The following is a 25946-nucleotide window of genomic DNA, read 5'->3' on the forward strand; positions in this document are numbered from 1 at the left end:
CCTGACACGGCCTTCGGACCTCCCGCCATGCCCGTTTCCCTCGTCGGCCTGGATGCCGACGACACCCTTTGGCACAACGAAACGGTGTTCCGCCTGACCCACCAGCGCTTCGACGCGCTGCTGGCGGAATTCGCCAATTCCGAAACCCTGGAAGCCAAGCTGGCGGAGGTGGAAGGGCGCAACCTCGGCCTTTACGGCTACGGCGCCAAGGGCTTCACACTGAGCATGCTGGAAACCGCGCTGGAGGTCAGCGGCAACCGCGTATCCACCGCCGTGCTGAGCGAGCTGCTGGCCGCGGGACGCGAGATGATGCGCCACCCCGTGGAACCCCTGCCCGGGGTGCAGCCCGCGCTGGAAATCCTGGCGGAACGGGCGAAGCTGGTGCTGATCACCAAGGGCGACCTGTTCCACCAGGAAGCCAAGCTCGCCGCCTCCGGCCTGGGCAGCTTCTTCTCCGGGGTGGAGATCGTCAGCAGCAAGGACGCCGACACCTATCGCCGCATCTTCCGCCGCCACGGCGCAGCGCCGGAGGACGCCGTCATGGCCGGCAACTCCGTCCGCTCGGACGTGCTGCCGGTGCTGGAAGCCGGCGGCTACGCGGCGCTGATTCCCTATCCCCTGGTCTGGGCGCATGAGGAGGCGGCGATACCGGACGGCCACCCGCGCTTCTGCGAACTGCGCTCGCTGGAAGAACTGCCGGGCTGGCTCGAAACCCTGGCCTGATCGGGGCACGGCTCGGGCCGGCGGCCCGCCTGGCCTCGCCCTGATCGGACGCCACGCGAGGCAGCCCGGCCCCGCGCGGCCATTCCGGCCTTGCCCCGCCCATTCGGATCACCCCTGCCCCGCCGCCGCGGCGCATGGCGCCCCCGGCGCGCAGCCGGTATTCTCCGCCCCATGCGCTACATCTCCACCCGCGGCGAAGCCCCGCCCCGCGACTTCGAGGGCGTGCTGCTCGCCGGCCTCGCCGAGGATGGCGGGCTGTTCGTGCCGGAAACCTGGCCCAGCCTCTCGCCGGCGGAATGGCGCGCCCTGCGCGGCCTGCCCTATGCGGAGGTCGCGGCGCGGATCGTCGGGCTGTTCACCGGCGGCAGCATCCCGCCCGACGCGCTGGAGGCCATGTGCCGCGACGCCTATGCCGGCTTCGGCCACGCCGCCGTGGCGCCGCTGGTGCAGCTGGATGCCCGCACCCACGCGCTGGAGCTGTTCCACGGCCCGACACTGGCCTTCAAAGACATGGCGATGCAGCTGCTGGGGCGGCTGTTCGACCACGCCCTGACCAAGCGGGGCGAGCGCGTCACCATCGTCGGCGCCACCTCCGGCGACACCGGCTCCGCCGCCATCGAGGCCTGCCGCGACCGCTCCAACCTCGACATCGCCATCCTGCATCCGCTGGGGCGCACCTCGGCGGTGCAGCGGCGGCAGATGACCACGGTGCTGTCGGGCAACGTGTGCAACATCGCCGTCGAGGGTGATTTCGACGATTGCCAGGACCTGGTGAAGGCGATGTTCGCCGACGCCCCCTTCCGGCGCGAGATGCACCTGTCGGCGGTGAACTCCATCAACTGGGCCCGCGTCGCGGCGCAGATCCCCTATTACGTGGTGTCCGCCCTGGCGCTAGGTGCGCCCGACCGGCCCGTGGCGGTGTCCGTGCCCACCGGCAATTTCGGCAACGTCCTCGCCGCCTGGGCTGCCCGCCGCATGGGCCTGCCGATCGAGCACCTCATCATCGGCTCCAACCGCAACGACATCCTGGTGCGCTTCCTGCTGGCCAACGACATGAGCGCGCGGCCGGTGGAGCCGTCGCACTCGCCGTCGATGGACATCCAGGTGTCCTCCAATTTCGAGCGCCTGTTGTTCGAGATGCTGGGTCGCGACGCCACGGCCACCGCGGCGCTGATGCGCGGCTTCCGCGAGAGCGGGCGCATGCCCGTGCCCGACGCCGCCTGGCGCAGCACCGCCGCCCTGTTCCGCGGCGCCGCGCTGGACGACGACGCCACCCTGGCGGAGATGCGCCGCGTGCACGCCGCCACCGGCTGGCTGCCCGACCCGCACACCGCCACCGCCACCGCCGCCGCGCGCGCCCTGGCCCCGGCGGACCCCGGCATCCCCGTGATCGTCGCCGCCACCGCGCACCCGGCCAAGTTCCCCGACGCGGCCGAGCGGGCGGTGGGCCTCCGCCCCGCCCTGCCCGCCCGCCTGGCGGACCTGTTCGAGCGCGAGGAGCGCTTCGCCGTGCTGCCGCGCGATCTCGGGGCCATCGAGGCGGCCGTGCGCGGCCACGCCCTGCGCAACGCCGCCTGACGGGAGCCAGGTTAGGAAGCCGGGGGGAAGTATCCCCCCGGACCCCCTTCTATTTTCGGGAGTCTGCAGGTGCCCTTGAGGCACCCGCAAACTCCCGAAAGAAGGAGGGGGCTCGGGGGAGTTCACTCCCCCGACCTTCCCTGTCGCATCCGCCCCCGGTTCCCTGCCCGCGCGGAATCGTCCTAGGGTCCGCCACGACGCGCGGTTCCGCCGGGGACACCGCCGCGAAGGGGGAGATCGGGGATGGCAACGCGCAGGATCCTGCTCGGCAACGCGGTGCGGCTGGGGGTGCTGGGCCTCGCCACGGCCGGGCTCGCCGCCTGCAACCGCGCGGCGCCGGTGTACAACGTGTCCAGTTCCAGCTTCACCGGCAGCGGCTCGCTGGCGCAGCGCTCGATCCAGATCAAGCGCGCCGGCGCCGGGCTGAACTGGGTCATGGAGGATGAGGGCCCCGGCCGCGTCCGCGGCACGCTGAACCGCCGCAGCCACCAGGCGATCGTGCTGATCTTCTTCGACACGAACAGCTTCTCGATCCAGTACGAGAGCAGCACCAACCTCAACTACGACGGCGCCAGCATCCACCGGAACTACAATGGCTGGGTGCAGGAGCTGCAACAGGCGATCACGGCGCAATCCGCCCTGCCCTGAGGCGGCCCGCTGCCTCAACGCCCCGGGGCCGTCGCGCGGGCGTTCCCCGGCGGGGTGGCCTCGGAGGTGGCCGGCCGGCTGCCCACCGTAGCGGGCGCCGGCGGCAGCGCCTGCAGCACCGGCGGCGTGCCGGGCGTCCAGTAGCGCACCGGCGCCCATTGCACCGGCGGCCCCGCGGTTTGCACCAGCACCCAGGACTGCCCGGTGTGGGTGTCCAGCAGCACCACCGTTCCCGGCGCCCCCGGTGCCCCGGCGGCCGCCACGGCCTGGAACCGCCCGGGCGCGTCGCCCGCGGCGGGTTCCGCCGCGGCGGCCGGCAGGCCGAAGACCAGCAGCGCCGCCAGCCAGAGGCTGCCGCCCCCGGACATCCGGTGACCCGACCGGCCCGGCAGCGGCAGGGCCTGGAAAGGGCGGGTGTGGCGCATGGGGTGGAACTCTCCGGGGTTTCGTTGCGGATGCGCGATCTTTCCCGCCCGCCTCGCCGCGGCGCAAGCCGGCCGCGTCCTCCCGCAGCCTTCCCCGCCCCGCTGCGCCCCAGGTGGCCTGACCCGGGCGGCTTGCCCCGGCAGCGGACTTGGGCGGCTGGCCCTGGGCAGCTTACCCCAGGCGCCTTGCCCCCGGCGGCTTGACCGGCCGCCCCACCTCGCCCGAACCTCCCCGCCGCTGCGGCCCCCGTTCGCCGGACGGTTCGCCGCGCGTCCGGCCACGCCCGAAAAGGATGCGCTCCGCCTTGCGCCTGCTGCTCGCCGCTTGCCTGCTGCTGCTGTCCGCCCTGACGGCCGCCCCGGCATGGGCGCAGGGCCGCCGCGTCGCGCTGGTGATGGGGATCAACAGCTACCAGTCCGTGCAGCCGTTGCAGCGCGCGCGCAACGACGCCGTGTCGGTGGGCCAGTCGCTGGAAGCCCTGGGCTTCGAGGTGATCCTCAGCACCGATGCCGACCGCCGCGGCGTCAACGAGGCGATGAGCCGCTTCGAGGAACGGCTGCGCGGCGCCGAGGTCGGGCTGTTCTTCTTCGCCGGCCATGGCGTCGAGATCCGCGGCACCAACGTGCTGCTGGCCGCCGACACCCCCGCCACCCTGTCCGAAAGCGTGGTGCTGCGCGAAGGGCTGCTGCTGACGGAGGTGTCGCAGCTGATGTCGGATGCGGGCGTGCGCTTCTCCGTGCTGGTGATCGATGCCTGCCGCGACAACCCGCTGCCGCGGCAGGCCGGGCGCTCGGTCGGGCGCAGCCGCGGCCTGGGGCTGATCAGCGCCCCGCGCGGCACCTATGTGGTGTATTCCGCCGGCATCGGCGAGGCGGCGCTGGACAGCCTGTCGGCGGCCGACCCGAACCCCAACAGCGTCTTCACCCGCAACCTGCTGCCCGTGCTGTCCGAGCGCGGCATCAGCTTCGACAGCGCGGTGAAGCAGGTGCGCGAACGCGTGCGCACCGAGGCCGCGGCGGTGCACCACCAGCAGAACCCCGCCATCTACGACCAGGCCACCGGCGAGCTGTTCCTGGCCCCCGCCGCGCCCGAGCCCGGCCCCGCCGCGGCTGCGTCAGCCCCCGGCGGCACCGCGGACGCTTCGGGCTTCGAGCTGGTGTTCTGGCAGTCCATCCAGAACACCAGCCGGCCGGCCGAGCTGGAAGCCTACCTGGCCCGCTGGCCGAACGGGGTCTTCGCCCCGCTGGCCCGCAGCCGCCTCGCCGCCGCGGCCTCTCCCGCCGGGCCCCTTCCCGGCACGCCGCTGCCCGCCGGAACCGGTCCCGCCACGCCGCCCACCGCCGGGCCAAGCCCGGCCGTGCCGCCCGCCACCGCACCGGGCTGGACCACGGCACCCGCCCTGCCGCCAACCGCACCACCGCCCGTCGCGCAGAACCCGGCCACTCAGCCCGCGCCCGAGGCAGCCGCCTCCCCCAGCCCGCCAGTGGCCGCCGGTGCCGCTTCCGGCCCCGCAATCCCCGACGCCGATGCGGTGCTGGCGGCGCAGCGGGCGCTGGAGCGGCTGGGGCTCGATCCCGGCTTGGCGGACGGCGAGGCCGGGCCGCGCACCCAGGCCGCGATCCGCGCCTTCCAGGTGGCGGCCGGACTGCCGCCGGACGGCGACGCCTCGCCCGCCCTGCTGGCCCGGCTGCGCGACGGCCCGCAGCCCCCCGCGGCCGAGCTGTCCCGCGCCCTGCTGGCCGCCGGCAACGCCGCGCGCGAAGCCCGCGACCTGCCGGAAGCCGTGCGCCTGCTGGAAGCCGCGCTGCGGCTGGCGCCCAACAACGGGCCGGCGCTGCTGGCGCTGGGCGATGCCCGCCGCGATGCTGGCAGCCCCACGCAGGCGCGCAACGCCTGGAGCCGCGCCCGCCGGCTGGAACCCGATGGCCCGCTGGGCCGTGCGGCGGCGGAGCGCCTCGCCGCCCTCGCCGCGCCGCGCCCTGCCGCCGGCCGTCCCGAAGCCGCCGTCACCGCCCCCCGGGCCCCGGCCGCCGTTCCCGCTGCCCGGGGCACCTGCGGCGTGTCCTTCACCGGCAGCCGCAGCGAGCCCGGCCTGGCCGGCTTCAGCTTCAACAACAGCTGCGACGTGGAAATGGTCTACCGCGCCCAGTGCGCCGGCAACCGCAACGTCGCCAGCGGCGACCTGACGCTCCGCCCGCGCTCCTCCACCACGCTCTGGGTCGCGGCCGGCCGCGGCGCCCCGGGCAGCTGCACCGTGGTCTCCACCCGCCCGCGCAGCTGACGCGGCCCGCGACCTCGGCGGGGTCGCTCGTGGCTTCGGGGCGCGGTGGGGCGGTTGGTCTTCGGTGTTCCGGCCGGGGCCAGAGGGGCTCTGCCCCTCTGGACACCCCGCGAGGAGCTTAGGCTCCCCGGACCCCGCGTTGAGTGCCTCCGGCGGGGGCGGGTTGGACAACGGTGCCCGCCATGACCGACGTGGATCATCCCGCCCCCGCCGGAGGCACTCAACGCGGGGTCCGGGGAGTTCGTAACTCCCCGGCGGAGGTCCAGGAGGCAGAGCCTCCTGGCCAACGTCAGACCACCACAGACCAACCGCCCCACCGCGTCCCGACGCTACGAGCCATCCGGCCGGGCATCGCCGTCAGGCCAGGCCGCCGTTGATGGAGATGGTTTGGCCGGTGATGTAGCTGGCGCGGTCGGAGCACAGGAAGGCGACCAGGTCCGCCACCTCGTCCGGCCGGCCGGCGCGGCGGGCGGGCACCAGCTTACTGATCTGTTCGCGCGTCATGGCGGCGGCCACGGCCGGGCTCTCGATGACGCCGGGGGCCACGACGTTGGCGGTGACGCCGCGCGGGGCGCATTCCAGGCTCAGGGACCGCACGGCGCCGATCAGCCCGGCCTTGGCGGCGGCGTAGTTCGCCTGGCCGCGATTGCCCATGATCGCGGACACGGAGGACATCGCGACGATGCGTCCCCAGCGCGTGCCGATCATCGGCAGCAGCAGCGGTTGCACCACGCGGAAGAAGCCGTTCAGCGACACGTCCAGCACGGAATGCCACTGCGCCGCGCTCATGCCGGCCATCGGCACGTCGTCATGGGTGCCGGCATTGTGCACCACCACCTGCACCGGCCCGGCCTCCAGCAGCGCGGCGGTCGCGGCCGCGGTGGCGGCGGCGTCGCACAGGTCGAACACCGCGACCTCCGCCGCCCCGCCGGCGGCGGTGATGGCAGCCGCCACCTCCTCCGCCCGGGCGCGGTTGGCATGGGCGTGCACGATCACGCGCAGCCCCTGCGTGGCCAGGTGCCCCGCCACCGCGGCGCCGATCGGGCTGTTGCCGCCCGTCACCAGCGCGCGCTTCACCGCACTGTCCCCGCGACGCGCCGGGGCGCCGTTCGGGGATGCCGGGGCCGCGCCATGCCGCACTGCTCCGGCTGCATCGGACGCCACCTCATGCCACTGGCAGCATGATCACGGCATGACCGGAGAGCAGGCGGCCCTCCCCCGCCGAAACCTCGAAGTCGTAGGCGAAGGCCCGGCTTTCGCGCGCCAGGGCGGTGGCGGAAACGCGCAGTTCCCCCGCCACCCCGTCCAGCGTGGCGGCGCCCAGTGTCAGTTCGCGCAGGCTGGCCAGGAAGCCGGCCGGCTGCGCCTCGCCCGCCGCGGTCAGCGCGCCGTGCAGCGCCATGGCCTGCAGGGCGTATTCCACGCCGCACACCGCCGACAGCCGCCCCGCCCGGCGCAGCGGATTGGCCGGATCGCGGTGCGAGGTGGCGGCGCAAAGGATGCACTCCGCGTCCCAGGACTCCACCCGGTCCAGCAGGCACATGCTGCCGGCATGCGGCACCAGGGCCGCGATGCGGTCGCGGCCCAGCGGCGGGCTCAGCACGGCAGCACCCGCGCGGCGATGATCCGGCACAGCGTTGCGTTCCAGGGTGGCAGCACTCGCAGGGCGGTGCGGCCGCGGCGCAGCGGCGCGTTCAGCACGGCGTCACCTCCACCGCCAGCCAGGCATCGTCCAGCAGCGGGATCGCCAGCGCCGCGGCGCGCCGGGCGGCGATGGCTTCCAGCAGCGGCAGCGCCCGCGCGGCCGGGTTGCCCGCCGCCAGGGCGCGGCTGGCGCTGCCGGGCGGCGGCGCGTCCACCGCCGGCGCGGCGGTGGCGTAGCGCAGGCGCAGCGCGGCGCGCGATCCGGCATCCGGTTGCGGCACCAGCACCAGGGCCACGGCGAAGCTCACCGCGGTAGGCCGCACCGCGTCCAGCGGCGGGGCCAGCGGCGCGTCATAGGCGCAGAGCAGCACCGGCACGCCGCGGGTCGCCACCTGCACCGCCGCTTGCAGCAGCCCGGCGGCAAAGGTGTCGTCGTGGCAGCCCAGGCTGACCGAGGGCCGCGTCGACCCGGTGCCGATCCCCCAGTAGCCGGCCGCGGCATTGTGCACGGAATTGTGGAACTGCGTCGGCGACACCACCCCGTCCGGGGTCGCCAGCGCGTCCAGGATCGCCCCCACCACCGCCCCGTCGCCATTGGAGGACGCGAAGACGCTGTCCAGCGAGGCCGGGTCCAGCCCGGAATCCGCGGTCGCCGCGCCGGCCGCGGCCAGGGCCAGCCGCACCGCCGGGCTGGTGCGGCGGCGCTCCGTGGGTGCCAGCAGGGCCGGCGGCGGCACGGCCAGGGGCGCATCCTGCCAGGCTTCGCGCCCAGCCAGCACCGCCTCGCTGCCCTCCCAACCCGGCAGGCCCGGGCCGAGCAGCCCGATGCCGCTCACCCAGCAGCGCAGCACGCCCTTCTCCGTCGGGTCTCCCCCCGGGCCGGGGCGCGGCTCAGCCATCCCGGTGGCCGATCACCAGGGCGCAGTTGCTGCCGCCGAAGCCGAAGGAATTGCTCAGCACCCGCCGCACCGGCACGGCGCGGTTCGCGATGGCGACGTCCGACGCGAAGCCGGGGTCCACCTGCTCCACGCCCAGGCAGCCCGGCACCAGCCCGTCGGCCACGCAGATCGCGGCGACCACCACCTCCAGCGCCCCCGAGGCCCCCAGCGTGTGCCCGGTCCAGCCCTTGGTGGAGGAACAGGGCACCCGATCGCCGAACAGGTGGAACACCGCCCGGTCCTCCATGGCATCGTTGGCGCGGGTGCCGGTGCCGTGCAGGTTCACGTAGTCCACGTCGCCCGGCCCGATGCCAGCGGCCTCCAGCGCCGCGCGCATCGCCGACACCGCCCCCAGCCCCTCGGGGTGCGGCGAACTCATGTGGTGCCCGTCGCTGCTGCTGCCGGCGCCCAGCAGCAGCACCGTGCCCTCCGGTGCGTCCTCCGCCCGCTGCAGGATCGCGAAGCCCGCCGCCTCGCCGATGGAGATGCCGTCGCGGTCGGCGGCGCAGGGGCGCGATGGGCCGTGCGCCAGCAGCTCCAGCGAGGCGAAGCCGCGCAGCGTCATGCGGCACAGCGTGTCCACCCCGCCCACCACCGCCGCGTCGCAGACCCCCGCCGCGATCAGCGCCGCCGCTTCCGCGAAGGAACGCGCGCCGGAAGTGCAGGCGGTGGAAATGGCCAGCGCCGGCCCGCGCAGCCCGAGACGGGTGCGGACGTAGCGCGGCAGGGAATACAGGTCATGCGTGCCGGCGTAGTCAAAATCCGCCGGCAGGGCGCCCGCCCCGTCGCGGCGGGTGAAGGCACCCTCGGTTTCCGCGATGCCCGCCGTGCTGGTGCCCAGCACCACGGCGATCCGCTCGGCGCCGAGGCGGTCGCGCAGCGCCGCCACGGCCTCCGCGAAGCCGTCGGTGCGCAGTGCCAGTTCCGCCAGGCGGTTGTTGCGGCAGGTGTAGCGGGCCAGTTCCGCCGGCAGCTCCACCGCCTCCAGCCCGGCGACGCTGCCGGTCCAGCCATCGCCCGGCGCCCCTTCGCCCAGGCCGCCGCGGCGGCCATGCAGCGCCGCGCGCATCGCCGCCACCCCCACGCCCATGGCGCTGACGGCGGTGGCGGCGGTGATCGCCAAGGGGGAAAAGCCGCGCGGGGCGGGCTCGGCCGAGGCGGGCAGGTCGGGGGATGGAGGCAGCATCGCGTGTCTCAGCTATGGGCGCCGCGCCGGGGCGCCAGGGCCAGGGCGAGGATAAAGGCAACCGCCACCCCGATCGCCACGCACAGGCCGATGCCGCGCAGCACGGGGGTGCCGCAGAAGGCCAGCAGCCCGAAGGTCAGCAGGGTGGTGATCGTGCAGTGCAGCACGGCGCCGGGGACGAAATCCGCGCCGCGCCCGGCGGCGGCCTCGGCGCTGCGGCCGAGAAACAGGGCGTAGTCCACCGCCACCCCGGCCAGCAGCAGCAGCGCCGCGAGGTGAAAGGGCGTCAGCCGCTCCCCGATCGCCGAGAGCACGGCCAGGGTGACGATCAGCGCCCCGGCGATGGGCGTGGCCGCGCGCAGCGCCGCCCCCGCGCCGCGCAAACCGGCCGTTAGCAGCAGCAGCACCCCCGCCGCCCCCACGGCCACCCAGAAGCTGGCCTGCCGCACCGTGCCGGCGATGGCGCGCCCGGTTTCGCCCTTCACGTCCACGAACAGGATGGCGGGGTCGCGCAGCGCGTCCAGCGCCGCCCGCAGCGCGCCCAGGTCGCGCACGTCCACCGGCACGGCCAGCCCCTGCCAGCCCCTGTCGCGCGGCGCCAGCAGCGGCCCGAGCCGGGCGCGCAGCAGCGGCGCCGCGTCCAGCCCGCCAAAGGTCAGCGGCGGCAGGGCGCGGCTTTCCTCCACCGCCAGGACGAAGCGCTCGAAGGCATCGGGGCGGAAAGCGGTGCCGGCGGTGGCCTCGGCCAGCCGGTCGCGCAGCTCCTCGGCGCGCGGCAGCGCCGCCTGCCGGGCACGCTGGGTGGCGGCGCTGGGCAGGAAGCGGCTGGGCAGGTCCAGCCCGCCGATCGTGCCGTCGCGCAGCAGCGGCGCCAGCGCCGCCGCCACCCGCTCGGAGGCGCGCAGCACGGCCTCCGCATCCTCGCCACGCAGGGCGATCAGCACCCGCACGTCCGGGGCCCCGAGCTGCGCGCGCAATTCCCCGTCCAGCTCGCGCTGCGCTTCCGGCACGGGGCTGAGCCGGGCGAGGTCGTCCTCCCAGACCGGTCCGCCCGTCAGCAGCAGCCAGCCCGCCGACGCCGCCACCGCCAGCAGCGCCGGCCCGCGCCGGCCGCGCGCGGCGTGCAGGGCCCGCTCGATCGGCCCCGGCCAGGGCCGCGCGGGGATCGGGGCGCCGGTCACCAGGGCCGGCAGCACCCAGCGCGTCGCGGCCACGCCGGCCAGCAGCCCGGCCGCGCCGAACAGCCCCAGCTGCGCCAGGCCGGGAAAGCCCGAAGCGAGCATCGCCACCAGCCCCAGCGCCGCGGCGGCCGCGGCCAGCCGCAGCGTCGGCCAGATCCGCCGCGCCGCGGTCGCCAGGCTTTCCTCCGGCCGGCGCTGCGTCACCAGCAGGATGGGATAATCCACCGCCACGCCCAGCATGGTCATGCCGAAGCCCAGCGCGGCGCCGTGCAGCCGGCCGAACACGATCAGCACCGCCGCCGCCCCCGCCAGCGTCGCCACCGCCAGCGGCACCGCCGACACGAACAGCATCCGGACGGAATGGAAGCGCCACAGCAGGAAGCCGCCGATCAGCAGCCCCGACAGCACGGATATCATTTCCACGTCCGACCGCACCGCCGCCGCCGCCTCGGCCGCGAACACGCCGGGGCCGGACAGCAGCAGCCGCGCGCCGCCGGGATTGGCGGCGGCAAAGGCTTCGCGGACGCTGGCCGCGGCGGCCGCCTGGGCGTCCACGTCCAGGCCGGAGGCGGTGCTGCGCGCCACCACCAGCGCCCGCGGCGGCCCTTCGCCGCCGGCGAACCACACCCCCGCGCGGCTTTCCACCCGGCTGCCCCCGAGCCAGCCGCGCAGCAGGTCCAGAAAGGCCCCCACGGGATCGGCGAAGCCGAAGCGCGCCAGCACCGGCGAGGCGGAGGAGCGCAGCCCGTCCAGCAGCGCCGCCAGCTTCCCGCGCAGCGCCGGCACGGCGAAGGCCGCCGGCGCGGTGTCGGGGGAGAGCAGGTAGCGGTAGCGGAACAGCAGGTCGCGCTCGGCCTCGCCCAGCTCCTCCGTGCCGTTGCCCACGAAGGCGAAGCGGCCGGAGCGGCGCAGGTCGTCCCCCAGGGCGCGGCTGATCCGGGCCAGCTCCGCCTCGGGGGCGCCCTCGATCCCGGCCAGCAGCAGGGTGGTGGCGGCGCCCGAGCTCAGCTCACGCAGCAGGAAAGCGGCGGCCGGGCTGCCGGCGGGGGGCAGGAAATCCGCCATGTCCGTGCCCAGCCGCACCGGGCGGAAGATCGCCACCGCCAGCGCCGCCAGCAGCACCAGCACGGCGAGCAGCCGCCACACCCCGCGCGAGGCCGGAATCACCGCGGCCGCAACGGCGGGACGGCTCACGGCCGCGGGGTGATCCGCAGGCGGGTGGTGCCGTCGGCGCCCTCGCTCTCCACCAGCAGCACGGCGCCGCCGCGGCCGGACACGGTGACCTGCCGCACCGCCTCCTGCACGCGCGGCGAGAGCGGGGTGAGGCGCATCTCCCACCCTGCCGGGTCGCCGCTGAAGGCCACCCGGTAGAAGCGGCGCAGCGTGGCGAGGTCGCCGGCCAGGGTGGAGCGCACCGCTTCCACCAGCGGCCGCAGTTCCGGCGAGCCGTCCAGGCTCAGCTCGCGCCGGATGCCCAGGCCGGGGCGCTCGAAGAGCAGCCGCTCGCCTTCCACCCGCAGGATCTCCTCGACGGGTTCCAGCGTGTGCTTTTCCAGCCGGTCCGGGGTGGTCCAGCTCAGCGTGCCGGAAGAGGGCAGCGGCAGGAACAGCCCGGGCAGCGCCTTTTCCTCCGCGAAGCTGGCTTGGCTGCCGCGCACGGCGGCCAGCGCGCGCATCACCGCGTCCAGCCCGGGCGCCGCCTCCGTCGTGCCCGCCGCCGCGCCCGCCGCTCCTGGTGCGGTTCCCGGCGCGGCCAGTGGGCCAACCGGCTGCGCCGCGGCGGTGCGGACCCGCAGGCGCCAGAACAGCCCGGCCGCCACCCCGGCGCGCAGCGCGGCGCGGCGCAGCGGCGCGCGCGGGGCCGCCGCGGCGGCGGGCGCTTCCTCCTCCCAGAAGTCGAAGAAGTTGAACCAATTGCGCGGATGGGCGCGCACCACTTCCTCCAGCCGGGCGGCGAAGCGCGCGGCGGAAGCGGCGAGGCTGTTCTGCCGGTCGCGGCGGTCCAGCACGATGCGCTCGGCGAAGGGCTCGAAGCGGACCTCGTAGCGCCGCGGGCCGCGCCACAGCCCGAAGGACAGCATCACCGGCGCGCCCAGCACCGCCGCCAGCACGTGCGGCCCGAGCGGAAAGGCGGCGGGCGCGCCGAGGAAGGGCACCCGCGCCACCTTGTCGCTGCCGGGATCGGGGCTGCGGTCGGCCAGGATGCCCACCAGCCCGCCGCGTTCCAGGCATTCCTTGGCCCGCAGCATGGCGTCGGGCTGGCCCAGCGGGATCACCGCCGCGGCCTGGCGCGGGCCGAGGGCAGCGAAGAAAGCGGACACGCGGGCCGCGTTCTCCGCGTGCATCAGGGCCACCACCTCCACCGGGCAGCCGCGATCGGCCAGCACGCGCATCGCCTCGAAGGAGCCGAGATGGGCGCCGAGCAGGATGCAGCCCTGCCCCGCCGCGACGCGCTCCTCCAGCGCGTCCAGCCCGTGCACGCGGATGTCGTAGCCCGCGGTGCGGCCGCCCAGAAAGAAGACGCGGTCCAGGATGGTGGCGGCAAAGGCGAAGAACTGCCCCCATAGGTCGCGCCAGCCGGGCTCCCGCCCCAGGGCACGGCGCAGGTAGCGGCGCGACGCCGCGCGCTGCCGCGGGGCGGAGATCAGAAAATAGGCGGTGATGGGAAACAGCAGCGCGTGGCCGACGCCCCAGCCCAGCCGCAGCGTGATCCAGCCCATCAGGCGCAGCGCCGCGGCGCTGCCCCGTTCCCGCTGCCGGCACCAGGTCACGCCCCGGCGCCCCCGTGCCGCAGCGACACCTCGCCCGACAGCGCCGGGCCGGCCGCGCCCCGCGCCTGGAAGGCCACGCCGGCGGCGGTGCGGCGCAGGGTCACCGCGACCTCCTCCGCCGGCCCGACCGGGGCGGTGAACTTGGCGCGCAGCAGCGTGTCCGCCTCGCCCAGCCCGGCGGCGGCGACCGCGGCGAAGACCTCGTCCAGCAGCACCACCCCCGGCACCACCGGGCGGCCGGGAAAATGCCCGGCCAGGCAGGGATGGTCGGCCGGCACGGCGAAGCGGGCCGAGACGGGCGCATCGCCGCTCACGGCGTCACCTCCGTCCGGCGCAGCTCGGCCAGAGCCCGCCGCGTCAGCTTGCCCGCCGCGTCGCGCGGCAGGGCGGGCAGCATCACCACCGGGCGCGGCAGGAACACCGGCTCCAGCCGGGGGCGCAGCGCGGCCAGGATGTCGCGTGGGGTGCGGCCCGGCGCCACGACATAGGCCGCCAGCCGGGCGGAGGGGTCGCGGTCCAGGTTGTCCGGCGCCACGAAAACGCCGTCCTGCACCCCCTCGATCTCCGCCAGCAGGCGGTTCAGCCCGGCCAGCGAGGCGCGCTTGCCGCCCAGCTTCACCACATCCGTGCGCCGCCCCAGCAGTCGGAAGCGCCCGGCGGCGTCGATCGCGACCGCATCGGCCAGCGGCACCGGCGCGGGCAGGCCGGGCACGCTCACCAGCGCGCCGTCCTCGCCCTGCCGGTGCAGGACCGTGCCGCGGTAGGGAGTCCAGCCTTCCCCCTCCACCGTGCGGCGGGAAGCAACCGAGCCGACCTCGGTGGCGCCGTAGATTTCCAGCACCCGGGTGTTCCAGGCCCGCTCCGCCGCGGCCGCCAGTTCGGGCGACAGCGGCGCGGTGGCGGAGATCACGGCGTCCAGCGGCGGCAGCGCCTCGCCGGAACCGAGCACGGCGCGCAGTTGCAGCGGCGTGGTCACCAGCACGCGGCGGCCGGGGGCGGCGCGCAGGGCCTCGGCGACCTCGACGGGAAAGAAATGCGGCCCGGCATGGGCGGCGCCGTTGCCGTGCAGCGGCAGCAGGATCGTGGTCTCGAAGCCGTACATGTGCTGCGGCGGCACGGTGGCCACGACGGTGGCGGTGTCCGCCCGGTCCAGCCCGAAGCGCTCCGCCGCCGCCCGCGCCCCGGCCACCAGCGCGCCCCAGGGCTTGCCGTGCGCCGCCGGCTCCCCCGTGCTGCCGGAGGTGAAGCCGATCGCCGCCACCGCCGCCAGCGGAATTTCCGGGTTGGGGGCGTCCTCGCCCGGGCCGTCCGCCGCGACGCGGACCACCGGCAGCACGCCCGCATCCTCGCCGTCCACCAGGGCGTAGCTGTCGGGGAAGCGCGCGGCGATCTCCGCCTGCCGGCGGGCCGAGCCGTCGCTGGAGAGCAGCGTCACCTGCCCCCGGCTCAGCGCCGCGGCAAAGCCCAGCAGCGCGAGGTAGCGGTCGCCGCACAGGTTCAGCACGTGGCCGCGCGCCGGCAGCCGGGCGGCCAGGGCGGCGACGTCGGCCAGGAAGCGCCCGACGGTGACCGCCTCCCCGCCACGGCGAAAGATCACCGCGTTTCGCGGGCGGCCCACCAGCGGCGCGGTGGCCGCCGCCCCGCCGGCCGTGGGCACCCCGGCGGCGGGGCGAAGGATGGCGGCGGGCTCAGCCATGGGGCGCGGCATTGGCGGCCAGCATGGCGCGCCAGGTGCGGGCGGGGGTGGCCATCCCGTGCTGCGGGAAGCGCAGGCTGCGCACCACGTGCTCGCCCAGGAACAGGGCCGCCATGCCGCCCAGGCTGGCCGCCAGCACGGTCCAGCCGGCCGCGCCGAAAGCGCCCAGGCCGATCGCCGCGTGCAGCCCGGCCAGGGCGGCGAAGACCGCCGTCCACAGCGCCGTCAGCCCGCGGGTGTAGCCGGCGCATTCGGGGGGCAGGTGGCCGAAGTCGTGGCGGGTGTAGAAGCTGATCAGCGGTTCCCGCCCGGGCAGCAGGGTGCGGCCGAAATGCCAGCACAGCAGCAGGTCCGCCACCGCCGGCAGCACGCGCAGCCCGTTCGCGGCCAGTTCCGGCCATTCCCACAGGGCGAAGGCCAGCGCCGCCGGCACCGCCAGCACCAGCGCCCGGCCGAGGCCGCGCAGCCCCGGCGCCACGGCCGCCGCCAGCGCGGCCGCGGCCAGCGCCAGGGCCGGCCCGGGCCGGTCGGCGGCACGGCACAGGATCGCGCCGGCCGAGAGCGGCGCCACGAAGGCGAACCGCCCCACCATGCGCCGGAGTCCGGAGGACAACGGCATGGGGATCAGCGGGTCCGGTGCTTCTCGATATGGGCGGCGAGGGAGCGGAGCGAGGCGAAGATGCGGCCGTTGCGCTCGTCGTCCGAGCGCAGCTGGAAGCCGTAGCGGCGCGAGATCGCCAGGGCGATCTCCAGCGCGTCGATGGAATCCAGGCCCAGCCCTTCGCCGAAGAGCGGCGCGTCCAGCTCGATCTCCTCGGGGCTCACTTCGAGGTGCAGGGCTTCCACGATCAGCGCCGCCACCTCCGCCTCCATGGGCAGCGTGGAACTCACCGGCAATCCCCCCTCGAACGGCTCATCCGCAGGTTGCAGAAAAAACTGTTGCCCAAAGCGGAACGTCTCAGAAACGCGCCGCGGAATCAACCACGGCGCCGGGTCCGGGCCGCGTCGCCGCCCCCGCCCGCCGGGCGCTGCCGGCCGCACCGGCGCGCAAGCACAACTGGCACAGCGGCGTGGCCGCCACCGTGCCCAGCACCGTGGCGGCGGTGAGCAGCGGGAGCATCCCCAGGAAACCCGCGGAATCCGGCCGCATCATGGCGCTGAGCCCGGAGCAGAACACGCAGAGCACCACCCCCGCCGTCGAGAGCCGGCCCAGCGCCTCGGCGGAAACAGCGCCGCGTACCAGTCCGGCGCGACGCGCCCCAGCGCGGAAGGCCCCAGCAGCACCCCGGCCAGGATCCGCACCACCGCCAGCGGCGCCACCGCGCGCACCGCCGGCAGGCGCCACACCAGCCAGGGCAGCAGCACCAGGGCGAGCGCGATCAGCAGCAGCGCGAGGCGGGCGGAATGCATGGAGCGGCGCTCAGTCCAGCGGGTCGGCGGAGGAGGCCACCGTGGCCTCCGACCGGTAGAAGGAGAAGGCGACGCCCAGCGCCAGGCTGAGGTTCCAGTCGCGCCGGAACAGCGGGCTGTCGCTGTTGGTGGCGCCGCTGAAATTCTCCACCCGGCCGCCGCCCACCACGGACAGGCGATCGGTCACCGGCACGCGATAGGAGAATTGCAGCCGGGTGCCGAGATAGCCGCCCTCCGCATCGAAGGCCGGGCGGTCGGGCCGGACGAAGCGCGGCTCCACCCGGTAGAAATAATCCATCAGCCGCCCGGTGGCGACGATTGGCCCGATCCCCGCCCGCAGCCGGGCGCCGGGAAAGCCCAGCCCGTACTGCTCGAAGGCCAGCTCGGGCGAGAACACCACGCCGCGGTAATGCACGGAGGTCAGGTCGGAGGAGAACACCGCCCGCACCGGCAGTTCCAGGTTGACCCGGCGCGGCGCGGCGGGGTCGCGCCACAGGGTCAGGCGCAGGGCCGGCCCGACCTCCCCCTGCCAGTCCAGGTCCGGCATGCCCCGGCGCGCGTCGTTCTTGCTGGAGGATGAGGGAAAGGCGCCGCCCAGGCTGAGGTCGATCCCCACCCCGCCGGAGCGGTACACCCGGCCGCGCACCCCTTGGTCGTCGGAGCGCAGGATCTCGCCGCGATAGATCACGTAGGGGAAGCCGATCCCCTGGACGTGGTTCTGCCCGGCCGCGGGATAGTCCGGCAGCCAGCCGCCGCCGCCGCCGATCCCGGCCTCCAGCACGGGCAGCCGCACCTCCTGCGCCGGCGCGGGCGACGCGGCGGCGAACAGGCCGAGGGCGCCCGCCGTCACCGCGGCCGCCACCCGCGGCGTGGTGCGACAAGGCGTCCGCAGGGCCGCTCGGGGCGCGGTGCGGCGGAGCCTCCGGCAGGCCGCCCAGGCGCGCGGCGCGCTCACGCCGCGTCCCGCTCGGCCAGGATCAGCACGTTGGGCAGCGGCGTGCCGGCCCAGCAGGGCGACACGGTGGCGCGAAACCCCGCCGCTTCCAGCGGCGCCGCCAGCGCCGCGACCGGCAGCGGCTCGATGGCCGCCTGCCAGTCGCCGCGCAGGGCGCGGTTGGCCAGTTCGGTGAACATGCCCACCCGGCTGCGCCAGCCGGCCTGCGGGTCGAAGGCGCGGATCACCACCCGCCGGCGCGCGGCCGCCGCGGCGCGGTTCAGCAGGTCCCGCTGCGCCACCGCGGGCAGCTGGTACAGCACGTCCACCAGCAGCACGGTGTCGCAGGCCGCCACCGGCGCTTCCGTCAGGTCGGCGGCCGCGTAGCGGGCCGGCAGCCCGGCCGCTGCTGCGCGCGCTTCCGCCAGCTTGGCCGCATCCCCGTCCAGGCCGCTCACCGCCTCCGCCAGGCCGGCCAGCAGCAGGGCGAGCGAGAGCTGGCCGCGGCCGCAGCCGAGATCGGCCACCTGCCCGAAGCCGCCGCGCCGCGCCGCCAGCTCCAGGATGGCCGAGGTGGCGGGGTCGCGGCGCAGCTTGGAGCGGACATAGCCCTGCCCGAAGCGCGAGCCGCCGGCGTAGCGGCCGGCCACGGCGGCGAACAAGGGGGCATGCTGGCCAGCGGCGGCGAGGCTGGGCACGGTGCTCGGCTGCTCCCGAAATCGTGAGCGGCCATTATGCCGGCTCGTCCGGGCACGGACAATCCGCCAGCGGCACGGTTCCCGTCGGGCCGGAACCGTACGGTGTCCGCAGGGCCAGAACCGCACGGCTCGTGCCCCGCGAGAACCACGCGCTTCCCGCCGGCTGGAAGCGTGGCCCGCGCCTCAGCCCGGGCGGCGCGCCGTGTAGGCGCGGAAGATCCCCAGGGCGGTGTCGCAGCGCACCGCCTCGAAGCCGCTGGCGGCGAGGTGGTGCAGGATGGTGTCCGCCGGCACGCAGGCCTCGATGGTGTCCCAGTAGTACTGCATCAGCGTTCCCGCCCGGCCGCGCGGCGCCGTCAGCCGGCACAGCGCCGGCACCACCGTCCCGAGGTAGAAGCGCGCCGCCGCATGTGCCCGCCGCCCCTCCGGCCGGCCGATCTCCAGCAGCAGCACCGTGCCGCCCGGCCGCAGCACCCGGCGGTATTCCGCAAAGGCGGCGCCCAGTTCCGCCACGTGGCGCAGCGCGTAGCCCATGCTGAGGAAGTCCACGCTGCCGTCGGGCAGCGGCAGCGCTTCCGCCCTTCCCTGCACCAGCCCGATCCCCGGCAGCTGCCGGCGCGCTTCCGCCAGCATGCCGCGGCTGGGGTCCAGCCCGGTCACCGCTCCAGGATCGCCGACCACGCGGGCGGCCTCGCGCGCCACCAGCCCGGTGCCCACCGCCACGTCCAGCACCCGCATCCCCGGCCGCAGCCCGGCCCGCAGCAGCGCCTGCCGCCGGTACCAGGCCCCCGTGCCCAGGGAGAACACGGCGTTGATCCGGTCGTATTGCGGCGCGGTGTCGTCGAACAGCCGGCGCACGAAGCCGACCCGCTCGCCGGTGCCGGCGTAGTATTCCGCCAGCGGCGGGTGCGGCGCCACGCGATCGGGCGCTTCCATCTCGGCCACGCGGCAACCTCCCGGCGTTTCACGGCGGGGTGAGCGATAGACCGGCTCCGCGCCGCCCGGCTAGAGCGATTTCCCCGCCAGCCCTACCGGCAGGCCGCCGCCTAGCCACTTGTTTGAAGGGCGGTGTCACGGTTCCGAACGGTTTCCGCTCCGCCACGATCTGCTCTAAGGGTCCGGCTCTGGGGAAGGAAAACACCGTCACCGTGCCTCGTGTGCGTGATCAACGCCGGGATCGGGGCCAGGACCAGGACCGGGGCAGCCCGCGCCCCGGGCTGCGCGGCCGGATCAGGCACGCGGCCCGGACACTGCTGTTCTTTCCCGTGCTGCTGTCCTTCGCGGCCATCTGCCTGGCCTGGAGCCTGCCGGCCGGGCTGTTGTACCGACTGCTGCCGCGGCCCCTGGGGACGCGGCTCGGGCGCTGGGGCATCTCGGCGGGGTTCCGGCTGTATCTGGGGCTGATGCGCGGCACGGGGATGCTGCGCTGCGACCTGTCCGCGCTGGACGCGCTGCGCGGCGAGCGGGGGCTGGTGATCGCCTGCAACCACCCCTCGCTGCTGGACGCGGTGCTGGTGATCTCGCGCCTGCCGCACCTCGCCTGCATCGCCAAGGCCTCGGTCTGGGACAACCCGCTGCTGGGCGGCGGCGTCCGGCTGGCCGGCTACGTCCGCAACGACGCCACCCGCGGCATGATCCGGCAGGCCGCCGCCGCCCTGCGCGCCGGCGAGCCGCTGCTGGTGTTTCCCGAGGGCACCCGCACCACCCGCCCGCCGCTGGGCCCGGTCAGCCGCTCCTTCGCGGTGATCGCGCAGCAGGCGGGGGCCGCGGTGCAGTGCGTCATCATCGAGAGCGACAGCCCCTACCTGCGCAAGGGAACGCCGCTGCTACGCCGGCCGGCGCTGCCGCTGCGCTACCGCGTCCGCCTCGGCCCGCGCTTTCCCGCCGGCGGCCGGCCGCAGGAGCTGAGCGACCGGGTGGCGGCCGCGCTGCGCGCCGCCCTCGACCCGGCGGAAGGCGGCCGGGCATGACCGCGCCCTCGCGCACGCATCTCGTGCTGATCCCCTCCTTCAACAGCGGCGCGGCGCTGCTGGACACCGTGCGCGGGGCGCGGGCGCGGTGGAACCCAGTCTGGGTGGTGGTGGACGGCAGCACCGACGGCAGCGAGGCCGCGCTGCGGCCGCTGGCCGCCGCCGATCCCGGCCTGCGCGTGCTGGTGCTGCCGCGCAACGGCGGCAAGGGCGCCGCCATCCTGCACGGGCTGGAAGAAGCGGCGCGCGCCGGCTTCACCCATGCCCTGGCCATGGATGCCGACGGGCAGCACCCGGCCGCCAGCATCCCCGCCTTCATGGCCGCTTCCGCCGCCCGGCCGGAAGCGATGATCCTCGGCCTGCCCGTGTTCGGACCCGAAGCGCCGGCGCTGCGGGTGCGCGGGCGGCGCATCTCCAACTTCTGGGCGCAGCTGGAAACCCTGTGGGGCGGGGTCGGGGACAGCCTGTTCGGCTTCCGCGTCTACCCGGTGGCGCCGCTGCTGGCGCTGATGCGCCGCACCCGCTGGATGCGCCGCTACGACTTCGACGCCGAGGCCGCGGTGCGGCTGTTCTGGCGCGGCGTGCCGGCGGTGAACCTGCCCGCCCCGGTGCGCTACCTGTCCGCGGCCGAAGGCGGCGTGTCGCATTTCCGCTACGGGCGCGACAACCTGCTGCTCACGGGGATGCACACCCGGCTGGTGCTGGAATGGCTGCCACGGCTGCCGCTGCTGCTGGGCCGTCGCCTGCTGGCCCGCCGCCGGGCCCGTCGAGCGCGCGGCGCAGCGATACGCCCGTGAGCCCGGCCTCGCGCAGCGCGCGCAGCAGCGCGGGCAGCACCGTCAGCACCACCGGCCGCCCGTCCGCGTCGCGCCGGCAGGTGCCGTCGTGCAGCAGCAGCACGTCGCCGGCCGCCAGGCCGCGCCGCAGCCGCCGCAGCACCCAGTTCGGGTCGGACAGCCAGGCATCGGCGCCGCGCCGGGTCCAGGACACGTAGCCCAGGCCGCTGCCCGCCAGCACCGGGTCGAACAGCGGCGAGCGCAGCCCCGCCGGCGGCCGGAAGAAGCGCGGCGCCACGCCCCCGGCGCGTGCGATGGCCGCCTGCGCGTCGCGCATCTCGCGCCGCTGGAAGCGCCAGCCGCGGGCGGCGAACAGCAGCGGGTGGCGGTGGGTGTGGTTTTCCACGCTGTGGCCGCGGCGCAGGATCTCGCGCACCAGCGCGGGGTGCCGCGCCGCCTTCTCGCCCACCAGGAAGAAGGAGGCGGTGGCGCCCCCCGCCTCCAGCATCGCCAGCACCGCCGGCGTCACCTCCGGGTCTGGGCCGTCATCGAAGGTCAGCGCCACCTCGCCGCGCGCGATGCTGGGCGCCGGCAGCCGCGTCAGGTTGGGCCCGAGCAGCCGGGAGCGCGGCCGCATCCCCACGATCCCCAGCGCGGCGTGGTTGGCCGCCAGCCCCCCGGCCACCCAGGGCCAGGCCTCCGGCGCCGCCGCCAGCACCAGCAGCCCCGCCGCGTGCAGCCCCATCGAGGCGCGCGCCGCCGGCGTCGGCACCCAGCCGGGCGCGACGGCCTGTTGCCCGCCCGCCGCGGCCACGCGGTCCGACAGCGCCGCGAGGCGCCGCAGGGCACCGGGGCGGAACGGCCCGGCCGCCGGACCGGCGCAAGGGGTCCCGGCAAGGCTGGCCTCCGCCCGCCGTTCCGGAACCGTCGCCTCCGCGGTCGCGGAGCCTCGCTGCATCGCCCCTCCTTTCGGCCCCCGCTGCCCCGGCGCAGCCGGCAGGGCGGCGCGGGTCCCGGACAGGCGGGATCATCACGAATGCAGGAGATGGCACGCCAGGCGCCGCCGCAAGGGGCGGAACAGCGCTGCCCGCCCTCGCCGCCTCAGTCCAGCGTGGCGCCGGAAACCCGCACCGCCTCGGTCCAGACCGGCGCTTCCGCGCGGATCTGCGCCGCAAAGGCATCCGGCGCGTTGCACACCGGCTCCGTGCCGAGCCGCCCCAGCGACCGCCGGAACCCCTCGTCGCCGCAAGCCTCGCCGAGGAGGCGAGCCAGGCGCGCCGCGATCTCCGGCGGCAGCCCGGCCGGGCCGGCGATGCCGTTCCAGGTTTCCGTGGCGAAGCCGTCGAAACCCTGCTCGGCCGCGGTGGGAAGGTCGCCCAATTCCGCCGAACGCCGCTGGCCGGAACTCGCCAGCACGCGGATGCGGTCGCCCTGCATCTGCGGCATCAGCTCGCTGGGATTGCCGAAATAGGCCGACACCGTGCCGCTCAGCAGGTCCTGCACCGCGGGGCCGCCGCCGCGATAGGGCACGTGCTGCATGTCCAGCCCGGCGCGCTGCAGAAACAGCGCCATGGTCAGGTGGCTGCCCGAGCCGTTGCTGGCGGAGGCGTAGTTCAGCTGCCCGGGCTGCTGCTTCACCAGCGCCACGAACTCGGCCAGCGTGCGCACGCCCAGCCGCTGCGACACGCCCAGCACGAAGGGATTGCTGGCCACCACGGAGATCGGCGTGAAGTCGCGCAGGGGGTCGTAGGGCACCCGCGTCAGCGCCGGCAGGATCACCATCTGCGAGGCGCTGGCCACCAGCAGCGTGTAGCCGTCGGGCCGCGAGCGGGCCACGAAATCCGCCGCCACCGCGCCGTTGCCGCCGGAGCGGTTCTCCGCCACCACCGGCTGCCCGAGCCGCGCGGCCAGCCATTCCGCCGACAGCCGGCCGACGCTGTCCGTCACCCCGCCCGGGGGAAAGGGCACGATCAGCCGGATCGGGCGGTCCGGCCAGGCCGGCTGCGCCAGGGCCGGCAGCGGCGCGGCGGCCAGGGCAGCAACGGCGGCGAGCGCCAGCGCGGCGCGTCGCGGCCGTGCCGCGTCGATCCGCTGCGGCCGTACCGCGCTAAGTTGCCGCGGCAACACCGCGCCGAGGCGCTGCGGCCCTGCCGCGCGGGGCTGCGTCCATGCCGCCCAGCGACGGCCTGCCGTCGCGCGAAATCTGTTCAACACCTGCAATCTTCTCCGTCACGGTTCATTCGATCCGCACCGGCGTCCTGCCCGATCGTCGTGGCCCCCGGTTGTTCCGGGGTGCCGAACTGTCGCCCGCGCGCCTGCGGGCGGAACTGGGTCGTGCCGCCTCAGGCCGCCGCCAGGCTGAGCATCACGGCATGCGCCGCGTCGCGCGCCGCCGCGACGTGCGCCGCCGCCGCCGCCCGCGCCGCCGCCGCGTCGCGCCGCGCCACCGCGTCGAGGATGACGCGCATCTCCGCCGCACTTTCCCGCGCCCGCCCGGCGCGCGACATGGAACGGCCGCGCAGCAGGTTGATGCGGGCCAGCAGGCCGCGCAGCACCTCCTCGATCACCGCGTTGCCGGCCGCGGCCAGCAGCGCGTCGAAGAAGCGCGTGGTGGCGGAAACCCGCCCGGCCGCATCGCCGGCGGCCGCCGCGGCGTCGAAGGCGGCCAGCGCCTCGCGCATCGCGGCCAGCTGCGCCGGCGTGGCGGCGGTTGCGGCCGCTGCCGCGGCCTCGCCTTCCAGCAGGGCGCGCAGGCCGTAGATCTGCTCCGCCTGCGTCCAGGTGATCTCCGCCACCGAGGGGCCGCGATTGGGCACGATGGACACCAGCCGCTCGCCTTCCAGCCGGCGCAGCGCTTCGCGCAGGGACGGGCGGCTGATGCCCAGCGTGCCGCAGAGCTCGGTTTCCACCAGCCGCTGGCCGGGCTGGAAGTGCCCGCTCAGGATCGCCTCGCGCAGCGTGCTCACCGCCTGCGCCTGCACCGTGACCGCGGCGGGGATGCGCAGCTCCATCGCGCTCAGCGTCCCGCCCGCTGCCGCGCGCCGTGGCGGCGGAACAGGGAATACTCGCCCTGGAACCAGGGTTCCGCGGCCAGGCGCGCGCGCCAGGGCGTGGCGCGCGCGGCGTCGCGCGCCGGCGAGCGCATCGCCGCCTCGTCGCCCAGGTAGTGCAGCGCCATGCGGTTGAAGCGCCCGGGCTCGCCGTCGATGATCCGGAAGCGGCGCACCATCCACCAGTCCGGGCTGCTCATCAGCAGCGGCACGTGGTCCTGCTCGTACCAGGCATCGAAGTCGTCGCAGCGCTCGGCCGGCACGGTGAACCACACGGCGTAGAGCAGGGGCGCGTCCAGCGCCGCTGCCGGGCCGCCTTCCGGTCCGTCGGCGCGGCGGCGCACCGCGATCTCCTCGCCGATGTAGCGGGTGAAGCCCGACACGCTGCCCAGCATGTCGCGGGTCAGGGCGCTGGGCTGCCCCTTCACCGCGCCGTATTCGGGCGAGCGCAGCACCGCGGGCGTGTCCATCTCGTACACCGCCAGGAAGCCCGGCGCCTCGGTCGCGGCGTAGCGCTGGGCGCTGCGAAAGCCCGGCACCGCCACGCGCAGGGGGATGTGCTCCTCGTCGTACCAGCGGTGGAACACGTCCTCGCGGCTAGGGGGTGGCGTCATTTCCGAGAACAGGATGGTGCTGCCCTGCATGGCGAGAGAACCTGCCTCCACTGTCAGCTTGTCAGACAATCCTAGGTGCGGGTGGGCCGGGCTGGCAAGCACGGCGCGTGGGCACCAGCCTTCGCCCCTTTTCACCGCCCGTGATGATGGAACGGATCGCCATCCGCCCGGCCACACTCGAAGCCGCGGCCCGGAATGCCGGCCGCACCGTCCGGCCCCGGTGCCAGGGACCGGGCACCCGCTCGCGACCGCCGCTATACCTCCACCACGACGTTGCCGATCTGCCGGCCGCCTTCCAGCGCCTCGTGCGCCGCGGCGATCTCCGCCAGGGGAAAGCGCGCCCCGATCCGCGGCGCCAGCCAGCCGTCCCGCAGCCCCACCGCGATGGCCTCCGCCGCGGCGGTGCGGCGCGCGGGCGGCAGGATCATCCCCTGCACCAGCCGCAGCGCCACGCCCTTGTAGGCCAGCGGGTAATAGGGAAGCACCGGCTCGGGCACCCGCGTCGAGGAATAGGAGGCGATGGAACCGTTGTTCGCCACGATCGCGACATCCAGCGCCAGGTTGGCGCCCAGGTCCACCTCGATGATGCGGTCCACGCCGCGCCCGCCGGTGGCCGCCAGCACCTGCTGCGCGCAGTCGGGGTCGCGATAGTTGAACACCGCCGCCGCCCCGGCCTCGCGCGCCACCGCCGCCTTGTCCGGCGTGCTGGCGGTGGCCAGCACGCGCGCCCCCGCACGGGCGGCGAAGCGCAGCGCCGGCTCCCCCACCGCGCCGGCGGCGCCGTGCACCAGCACGCACATCCCGGCCACCGGCCCGTCGGCGAACACCGCGTCATGCGCCGTGCAGGCCGGCACGCCCAGGCAGGCACCGGCGGCGAAATCCGCCTCCGCCGGCAAGGGCACGGCCTGTTCCGCCGGCAGGGCGCAGAGCTCCGCCGCGGTGCCCGGCGCGTTCCACAGCCAGACCCGCTCGCCCAGCCGGTCGCGCGACACGCCCTCCCCCACCGCCACAACCTCGCCGGCGCCGTCGCCATGCGGGACGCTGCGGCGCGCCGGGCCGGCCATGCCGCGCCAGCCGGCGCGGCGCTTGGTGTCGTGCGGGTTCACGCCGCTGGCGCGGATTCGCACCAGCACCTCGCCCGGCCCCGCCACGGGATCGGGCAGCGTGCCGAGCTGCAGCACCTCGCGCGCCGGGCCGGTGCGCTCGTACCAGGCCGCGCGCATCAGCGGGTCTTCCCCGGCACGACGCGACGCGCCGCAAGGTCCCGGCGGCGCTGCCCCGCAGCCATCGGCATTCTTCGCATCGGGATATCCGTTCTCCAGCCCTGCGCCGCGCGCGGCCGGAGTGAAGCAACCGCGCGCGGCGGGCACAACCGCGACTCGCCGCCGCAACCGGCCGCGAATCCTGTGGCCCGCCCGCTTC

The 25946-nt window shown here is 75.7% G+C and carries 26 protein-coding genes and 1 pseudogene; 6 read left to right on the top strand and 21 right to left on the bottom strand.

Translation table 11 applies throughout. The features are described 5' to 3' along the window. Positions 1-27 precede the first annotated feature (27 nt). The 3 genes from ACLIBK_RS06490 (at position 28) to ACLIBK_RS06500 (ending at position 2949) form a co-directional block, all read left to right on the top strand. Positions 28-723, top strand: a complete 696-nt coding sequence (locus ACLIBK_RS06490) for an HAD family hydrolase (protein WP_415386420.1) — start codon at positions 28-30, stop codon at positions 721-723. A 171-nt stretch (positions 724-894) separates the two neighbouring features. After that, complete coding sequence (gene thrC, locus ACLIBK_RS06495; RefSeq protein ID WP_415386421.1) at positions 895-2301, top strand: threonine synthase; 1407 nt, start codon at positions 895-897, stop codon at positions 2299-2301. Positions 2302-2544: 243 nt separating this feature from the next. Next, entirely contained in the window at positions 2545-2949 is a 405-nt protein-coding gene (locus ACLIBK_RS06500) for a hypothetical protein (protein WP_415386422.1), read from the top strand. 14 nt (positions 2950-2963) lie between these two features. Here ACLIBK_RS06500 and ACLIBK_RS06505 read toward each other — a convergent pair whose 3' ends face one another. Beyond that, on the bottom strand, positions 2964-3374 hold the full coding sequence (locus tag ACLIBK_RS06505) for a hypothetical protein (protein WP_415386423.1): 411 nt from the start codon (positions 3372-3374) through the stop codon (positions 2964-2966). Between the two features lie 305 nt (positions 3375-3679). Between ACLIBK_RS06505 and ACLIBK_RS06510 the strand changes: the two genes are divergently transcribed. Next, positions 3680-5656: a caspase family protein gene (locus tag ACLIBK_RS06510; RefSeq protein ID WP_415386424.1), complete on the top strand. Its 1977-nt coding sequence runs from the start codon at positions 3680-3682 to the stop codon at positions 5654-5656. A 357-nt stretch (positions 5657-6013) separates the two neighbouring features. Here ACLIBK_RS06510 and fabG read toward each other — a convergent pair whose 3' ends face one another. The 15 genes from fabG to ACLIBK_RS06585 all read right to left on the bottom strand — a co-directional run bounded on the left by fabG (position 6014) and on the right by ACLIBK_RS06585 (position 19050). Further along, the gene (fabG, locus tag ACLIBK_RS06515; protein WP_415386425.1) at positions 6014-6733 is read right to left on the bottom strand and encodes a 3-oxoacyl-ACP reductase FabG; all 720 of its coding nucleotides are present in this window, start codon (positions 6731-6733) and stop codon (positions 6014-6016) included. Positions 6734-6821: 88 nt separating this feature from the next. Continuing rightward, on the bottom strand, positions 6822-7289 hold the full coding sequence (locus ACLIBK_RS06520) for a phosphotransferase (protein ID WP_415386426.1): 468 nt from the start codon (positions 7287-7289) through the stop codon (positions 6822-6824). Between the two features lie 61 nt (positions 7290-7350). Beyond that, on the bottom strand, positions 7351-8199 hold the full coding sequence (locus ACLIBK_RS06525; RefSeq protein ID WP_415386427.1) for a beta-ketoacyl synthase chain length factor: 849 nt from the start codon (positions 8197-8199) through the stop codon (positions 7351-7353). Beyond that, positions 8192-9424, bottom strand: coding sequence for a beta-ketoacyl-[acyl-carrier-protein] synthase family protein (locus ACLIBK_RS06530; RefSeq protein ID WP_415386428.1), 1233 nt, complete (start codon positions 9422-9424; stop codon positions 8192-8194). Before ACLIBK_RS06530 ends, ACLIBK_RS06525 begins: the two co-directional genes overlap by 8 nt. Positions 9425-9432: 8 nt before the next feature. Further along, positions 9433-11799, bottom strand: coding sequence for an MMPL family transporter (locus ACLIBK_RS06535; RefSeq protein ID WP_415386429.1), 2367 nt, complete (start codon positions 11797-11799; stop codon positions 9433-9435). Further along, positions 11796-13376, bottom strand: coding sequence for a LolA-related protein (locus ACLIBK_RS06540; RefSeq protein ID WP_415386430.1), 1581 nt, complete (start codon positions 13374-13376; stop codon positions 11796-11798). The genes ACLIBK_RS06535 and ACLIBK_RS06540 overlap by 4 nt, the downstream gene beginning before the upstream one ends. Then, a complete protein-coding gene (locus tag ACLIBK_RS06545; protein WP_415386431.1) occupies positions 13373-13690 on the bottom strand; it encodes a hypothetical protein in 318 nt (105 codons plus the stop codon). Before ACLIBK_RS06545 ends, ACLIBK_RS06540 begins: the two co-directional genes overlap by 4 nt. After that, a complete protein-coding gene (locus ACLIBK_RS06550; RefSeq protein ID WP_415386432.1) occupies positions 13687-15072 on the bottom strand; it encodes an AMP-binding protein in 1386 nt (461 codons plus the stop codon). The genes ACLIBK_RS06545 and ACLIBK_RS06550 overlap by 4 nt, the downstream gene beginning before the upstream one ends. Next, the gene (locus tag ACLIBK_RS06555; protein ID WP_415386433.1) at positions 15065-15664 is read right to left on the bottom strand and encodes a hypothetical protein; all 600 of its coding nucleotides are present in this window, start codon (positions 15662-15664) and stop codon (positions 15065-15067) included. The genes ACLIBK_RS06550 and ACLIBK_RS06555 overlap by 8 nt, the downstream gene beginning before the upstream one ends. A gap of 32 nt (positions 15665-15696) precedes the next feature. Beyond that, complete coding sequence (locus ACLIBK_RS06560) at positions 15697-15963, bottom strand: phosphopantetheine-binding protein (RefSeq protein WP_415386434.1); 267 nt, start codon at positions 15961-15963, stop codon at positions 15697-15699. 67 nt (positions 15964-16030) lie between these two features. Beyond that, on the bottom strand, positions 16031-16192 hold the full coding sequence (locus ACLIBK_RS06565; RefSeq protein WP_415386435.1) for a hypothetical protein: 162 nt from the start codon (positions 16190-16192) through the stop codon (positions 16031-16033). Positions 16193-16221: 29 nt separating this feature from the next. Beyond that, positions 16222-16482: a hypothetical protein gene (locus ACLIBK_RS06570; protein WP_415386436.1), complete on the bottom strand. Its 261-nt coding sequence runs from the start codon at positions 16480-16482 to the stop codon at positions 16222-16224. 10 nt (positions 16483-16492) lie between these two features. Beyond that, positions 16493-17332 (bottom strand): MipA/OmpV family protein, encoded by an 840-nt coding sequence (locus ACLIBK_RS06575; RefSeq protein WP_415386437.1) that lies wholly within the window; start codon positions 17330-17332, stop codon positions 16493-16495. A 101-nt stretch (positions 17333-17433) separates the two neighbouring features. Further along, positions 17434-18114, bottom strand: coding sequence for a methyltransferase domain-containing protein (locus tag ACLIBK_RS06580; protein ID WP_415386438.1), 681 nt, complete (start codon positions 18112-18114; stop codon positions 17434-17436). A 183-nt stretch (positions 18115-18297) separates the two neighbouring features. Continuing rightward, positions 18298-19050, bottom strand: a complete 753-nt coding sequence (locus ACLIBK_RS06585; protein ID WP_415386472.1) for a class I SAM-dependent methyltransferase — start codon at positions 19048-19050, stop codon at positions 18298-18300. A 212-nt stretch (positions 19051-19262) separates the two neighbouring features. Here ACLIBK_RS06585 and ACLIBK_RS06590 point away from each other — a divergent pair, with 212 nt between their 5' ends. Continuing rightward, positions 19263-20084: a lysophospholipid acyltransferase family protein gene (locus tag ACLIBK_RS06590; protein ID WP_415386439.1), complete on the top strand. Its 822-nt coding sequence runs from the start codon at positions 19263-19265 to the stop codon at positions 20082-20084. Beyond that, positions 20081-20881 (top strand): glycosyltransferase family 2 protein, encoded by an 801-nt coding sequence (locus ACLIBK_RS06595; RefSeq protein ID WP_415386440.1) that lies wholly within the window; start codon positions 20081-20083, stop codon positions 20879-20881. The genes ACLIBK_RS06590 and ACLIBK_RS06595 overlap by 4 nt, the downstream gene beginning before the upstream one ends. 238 nt (positions 20882-21119) lie before the next feature. Here ACLIBK_RS06595 and ACLIBK_RS06600 read toward each other — a convergent pair. The 5 genes and pseudogenes from ACLIBK_RS06600 to ACLIBK_RS06620 form a co-directional block, all read right to left on the bottom strand. Then, a pseudogene (locus tag ACLIBK_RS06600) lies at positions 21120-21818 on the bottom strand (polysaccharide deacetylase family protein); the annotation flags it as partial. A 143-nt stretch (positions 21819-21961) separates the two neighbouring features. Next, positions 21962-23071 carry a Bug family tripartite tricarboxylate transporter substrate binding protein gene (locus tag ACLIBK_RS06605; protein WP_415386441.1) on the bottom strand — a complete coding sequence of 370 codons (1110 nt, stop codon included), beginning with the start codon at positions 23069-23071 and terminating at the stop codon, positions 21962-21964. Positions 23072-23202: 131 nt separating this feature from the next. Further along, on the bottom strand, positions 23203-23871 hold the full coding sequence (locus ACLIBK_RS06610; RefSeq protein WP_415386442.1) for a GntR family transcriptional regulator: 669 nt from the start codon (positions 23869-23871) through the stop codon (positions 23203-23205). 5 nt (positions 23872-23876) lie between these two features. Then, positions 23877-24554: a hypothetical protein gene (locus ACLIBK_RS06615; RefSeq protein ID WP_415386443.1), complete on the bottom strand. Its 678-nt coding sequence runs from the start codon at positions 24552-24554 to the stop codon at positions 23877-23879. Positions 24555-24778: 224 nt separating this feature from the next. Beyond that, positions 24779-25747 carry an NADPH:quinone reductase gene (locus ACLIBK_RS06620; RefSeq protein WP_415386444.1) on the bottom strand — a complete coding sequence of 323 codons (969 nt, stop codon included), beginning with the start codon at positions 25745-25747 and terminating at the stop codon, positions 24779-24781. Positions 25748-25946: the final 199 nt, after the last annotated feature.

It is taken from the genome of Roseomonas sp. BN140053, assembly GCF_047690175.1.
Taxonomy (GTDB): domain Bacteria; phylum Pseudomonadota; class Alphaproteobacteria; order Acetobacterales; family Acetobacteraceae; genus Roseomonas.

Excerpts from the sequence above, each read along its gene's own strand:
- ACLIBK_RS06610 (WP_415386442.1), bottom strand. The coding sequence starts at position 23,871 with ATGGAGCTGCGCATCCCCGCCGCGGTCACGGTGCAGGCGCAGGCGGTG.
- ACLIBK_RS06530 (WP_415386428.1), bottom strand. The coding sequence starts at position 9,424 with ATGCTGCCTCCATCCCCCGACCTGCCCGCCTCGGCCGAGCCCGCCCCG.
- ACLIBK_RS06555 (WP_415386433.1), bottom strand. The coding sequence starts at position 15,664 with ATGGTGGGGCGGTTCGCCTTCGTGGCGCCGCTCTCGGCCGGCGCGATC.
- ACLIBK_RS06620 (WP_415386444.1), bottom strand. The coding sequence starts at position 25,747 with ATGCGCGCGGCCTGGTACGAGCGCACCGGCCCGGCGCGCGAGGTGCTG.
- ACLIBK_RS06570 (WP_415386436.1), bottom strand. The coding sequence starts at position 16,482 with ATGCATTCCGCCCGCCTCGCGCTGCTGCTGATCGCGCTCGCCCTGGTG.
- ACLIBK_RS06525 (WP_415386427.1), bottom strand. The coding sequence starts at position 8,199 with ATGGCTGAGCCGCGCCCCGGCCCGGGGGGAGACCCGACGGAGAAGGGC.
- ACLIBK_RS06615 (WP_415386443.1), bottom strand. The coding sequence starts at position 24,554 with ATGCAGGGCAGCACCATCCTGTTCTCGGAAATGACGCCACCCCCTAGC.
- ACLIBK_RS06550 (WP_415386432.1), bottom strand. The coding sequence starts at position 15,072 with ATGGCTGAGCCCGCCGCCATCCTTCGCCCCGCCGCCGGGGTGCCCACG.
- ACLIBK_RS06505 (WP_415386423.1), bottom strand. The coding sequence starts at position 3,374 with ATGCGCCACACCCGCCCTTTCCAGGCCCTGCCGCTGCCGGGCCGGTCG.
- ACLIBK_RS06565 (WP_415386435.1), bottom strand. The coding sequence starts at position 16,192 with ATGCTCCCGCTGCTCACCGCCGCCACGGTGCTGGGCACGGTGGCGGCC.
- ACLIBK_RS06595 (WP_415386440.1), top strand. The coding sequence starts at position 20,081 with ATGACCGCGCCCTCGCGCACGCATCTCGTGCTGATCCCCTCCTTCAAC.
- ACLIBK_RS06500 (WP_415386422.1), top strand. The coding sequence starts at position 2,545 with ATGGCAACGCGCAGGATCCTGCTCGGCAACGCGGTGCGGCTGGGGGTG.
- ACLIBK_RS06490 (WP_415386420.1), top strand. The coding sequence starts at position 28 with ATGCCCGTTTCCCTCGTCGGCCTGGATGCCGACGACACCCTTTGGCAC.
- thrC (WP_415386421.1), top strand. The coding sequence starts at position 895 with ATGCGCTACATCTCCACCCGCGGCGAAGCCCCGCCCCGCGACTTCGAG.
- ACLIBK_RS06585 (WP_415386472.1), bottom strand. The coding sequence starts at position 19,050 with ATGGAAGCGCCCGATCGCGTGGCGCCGCACCCGCCGCTGGCGGAATAC.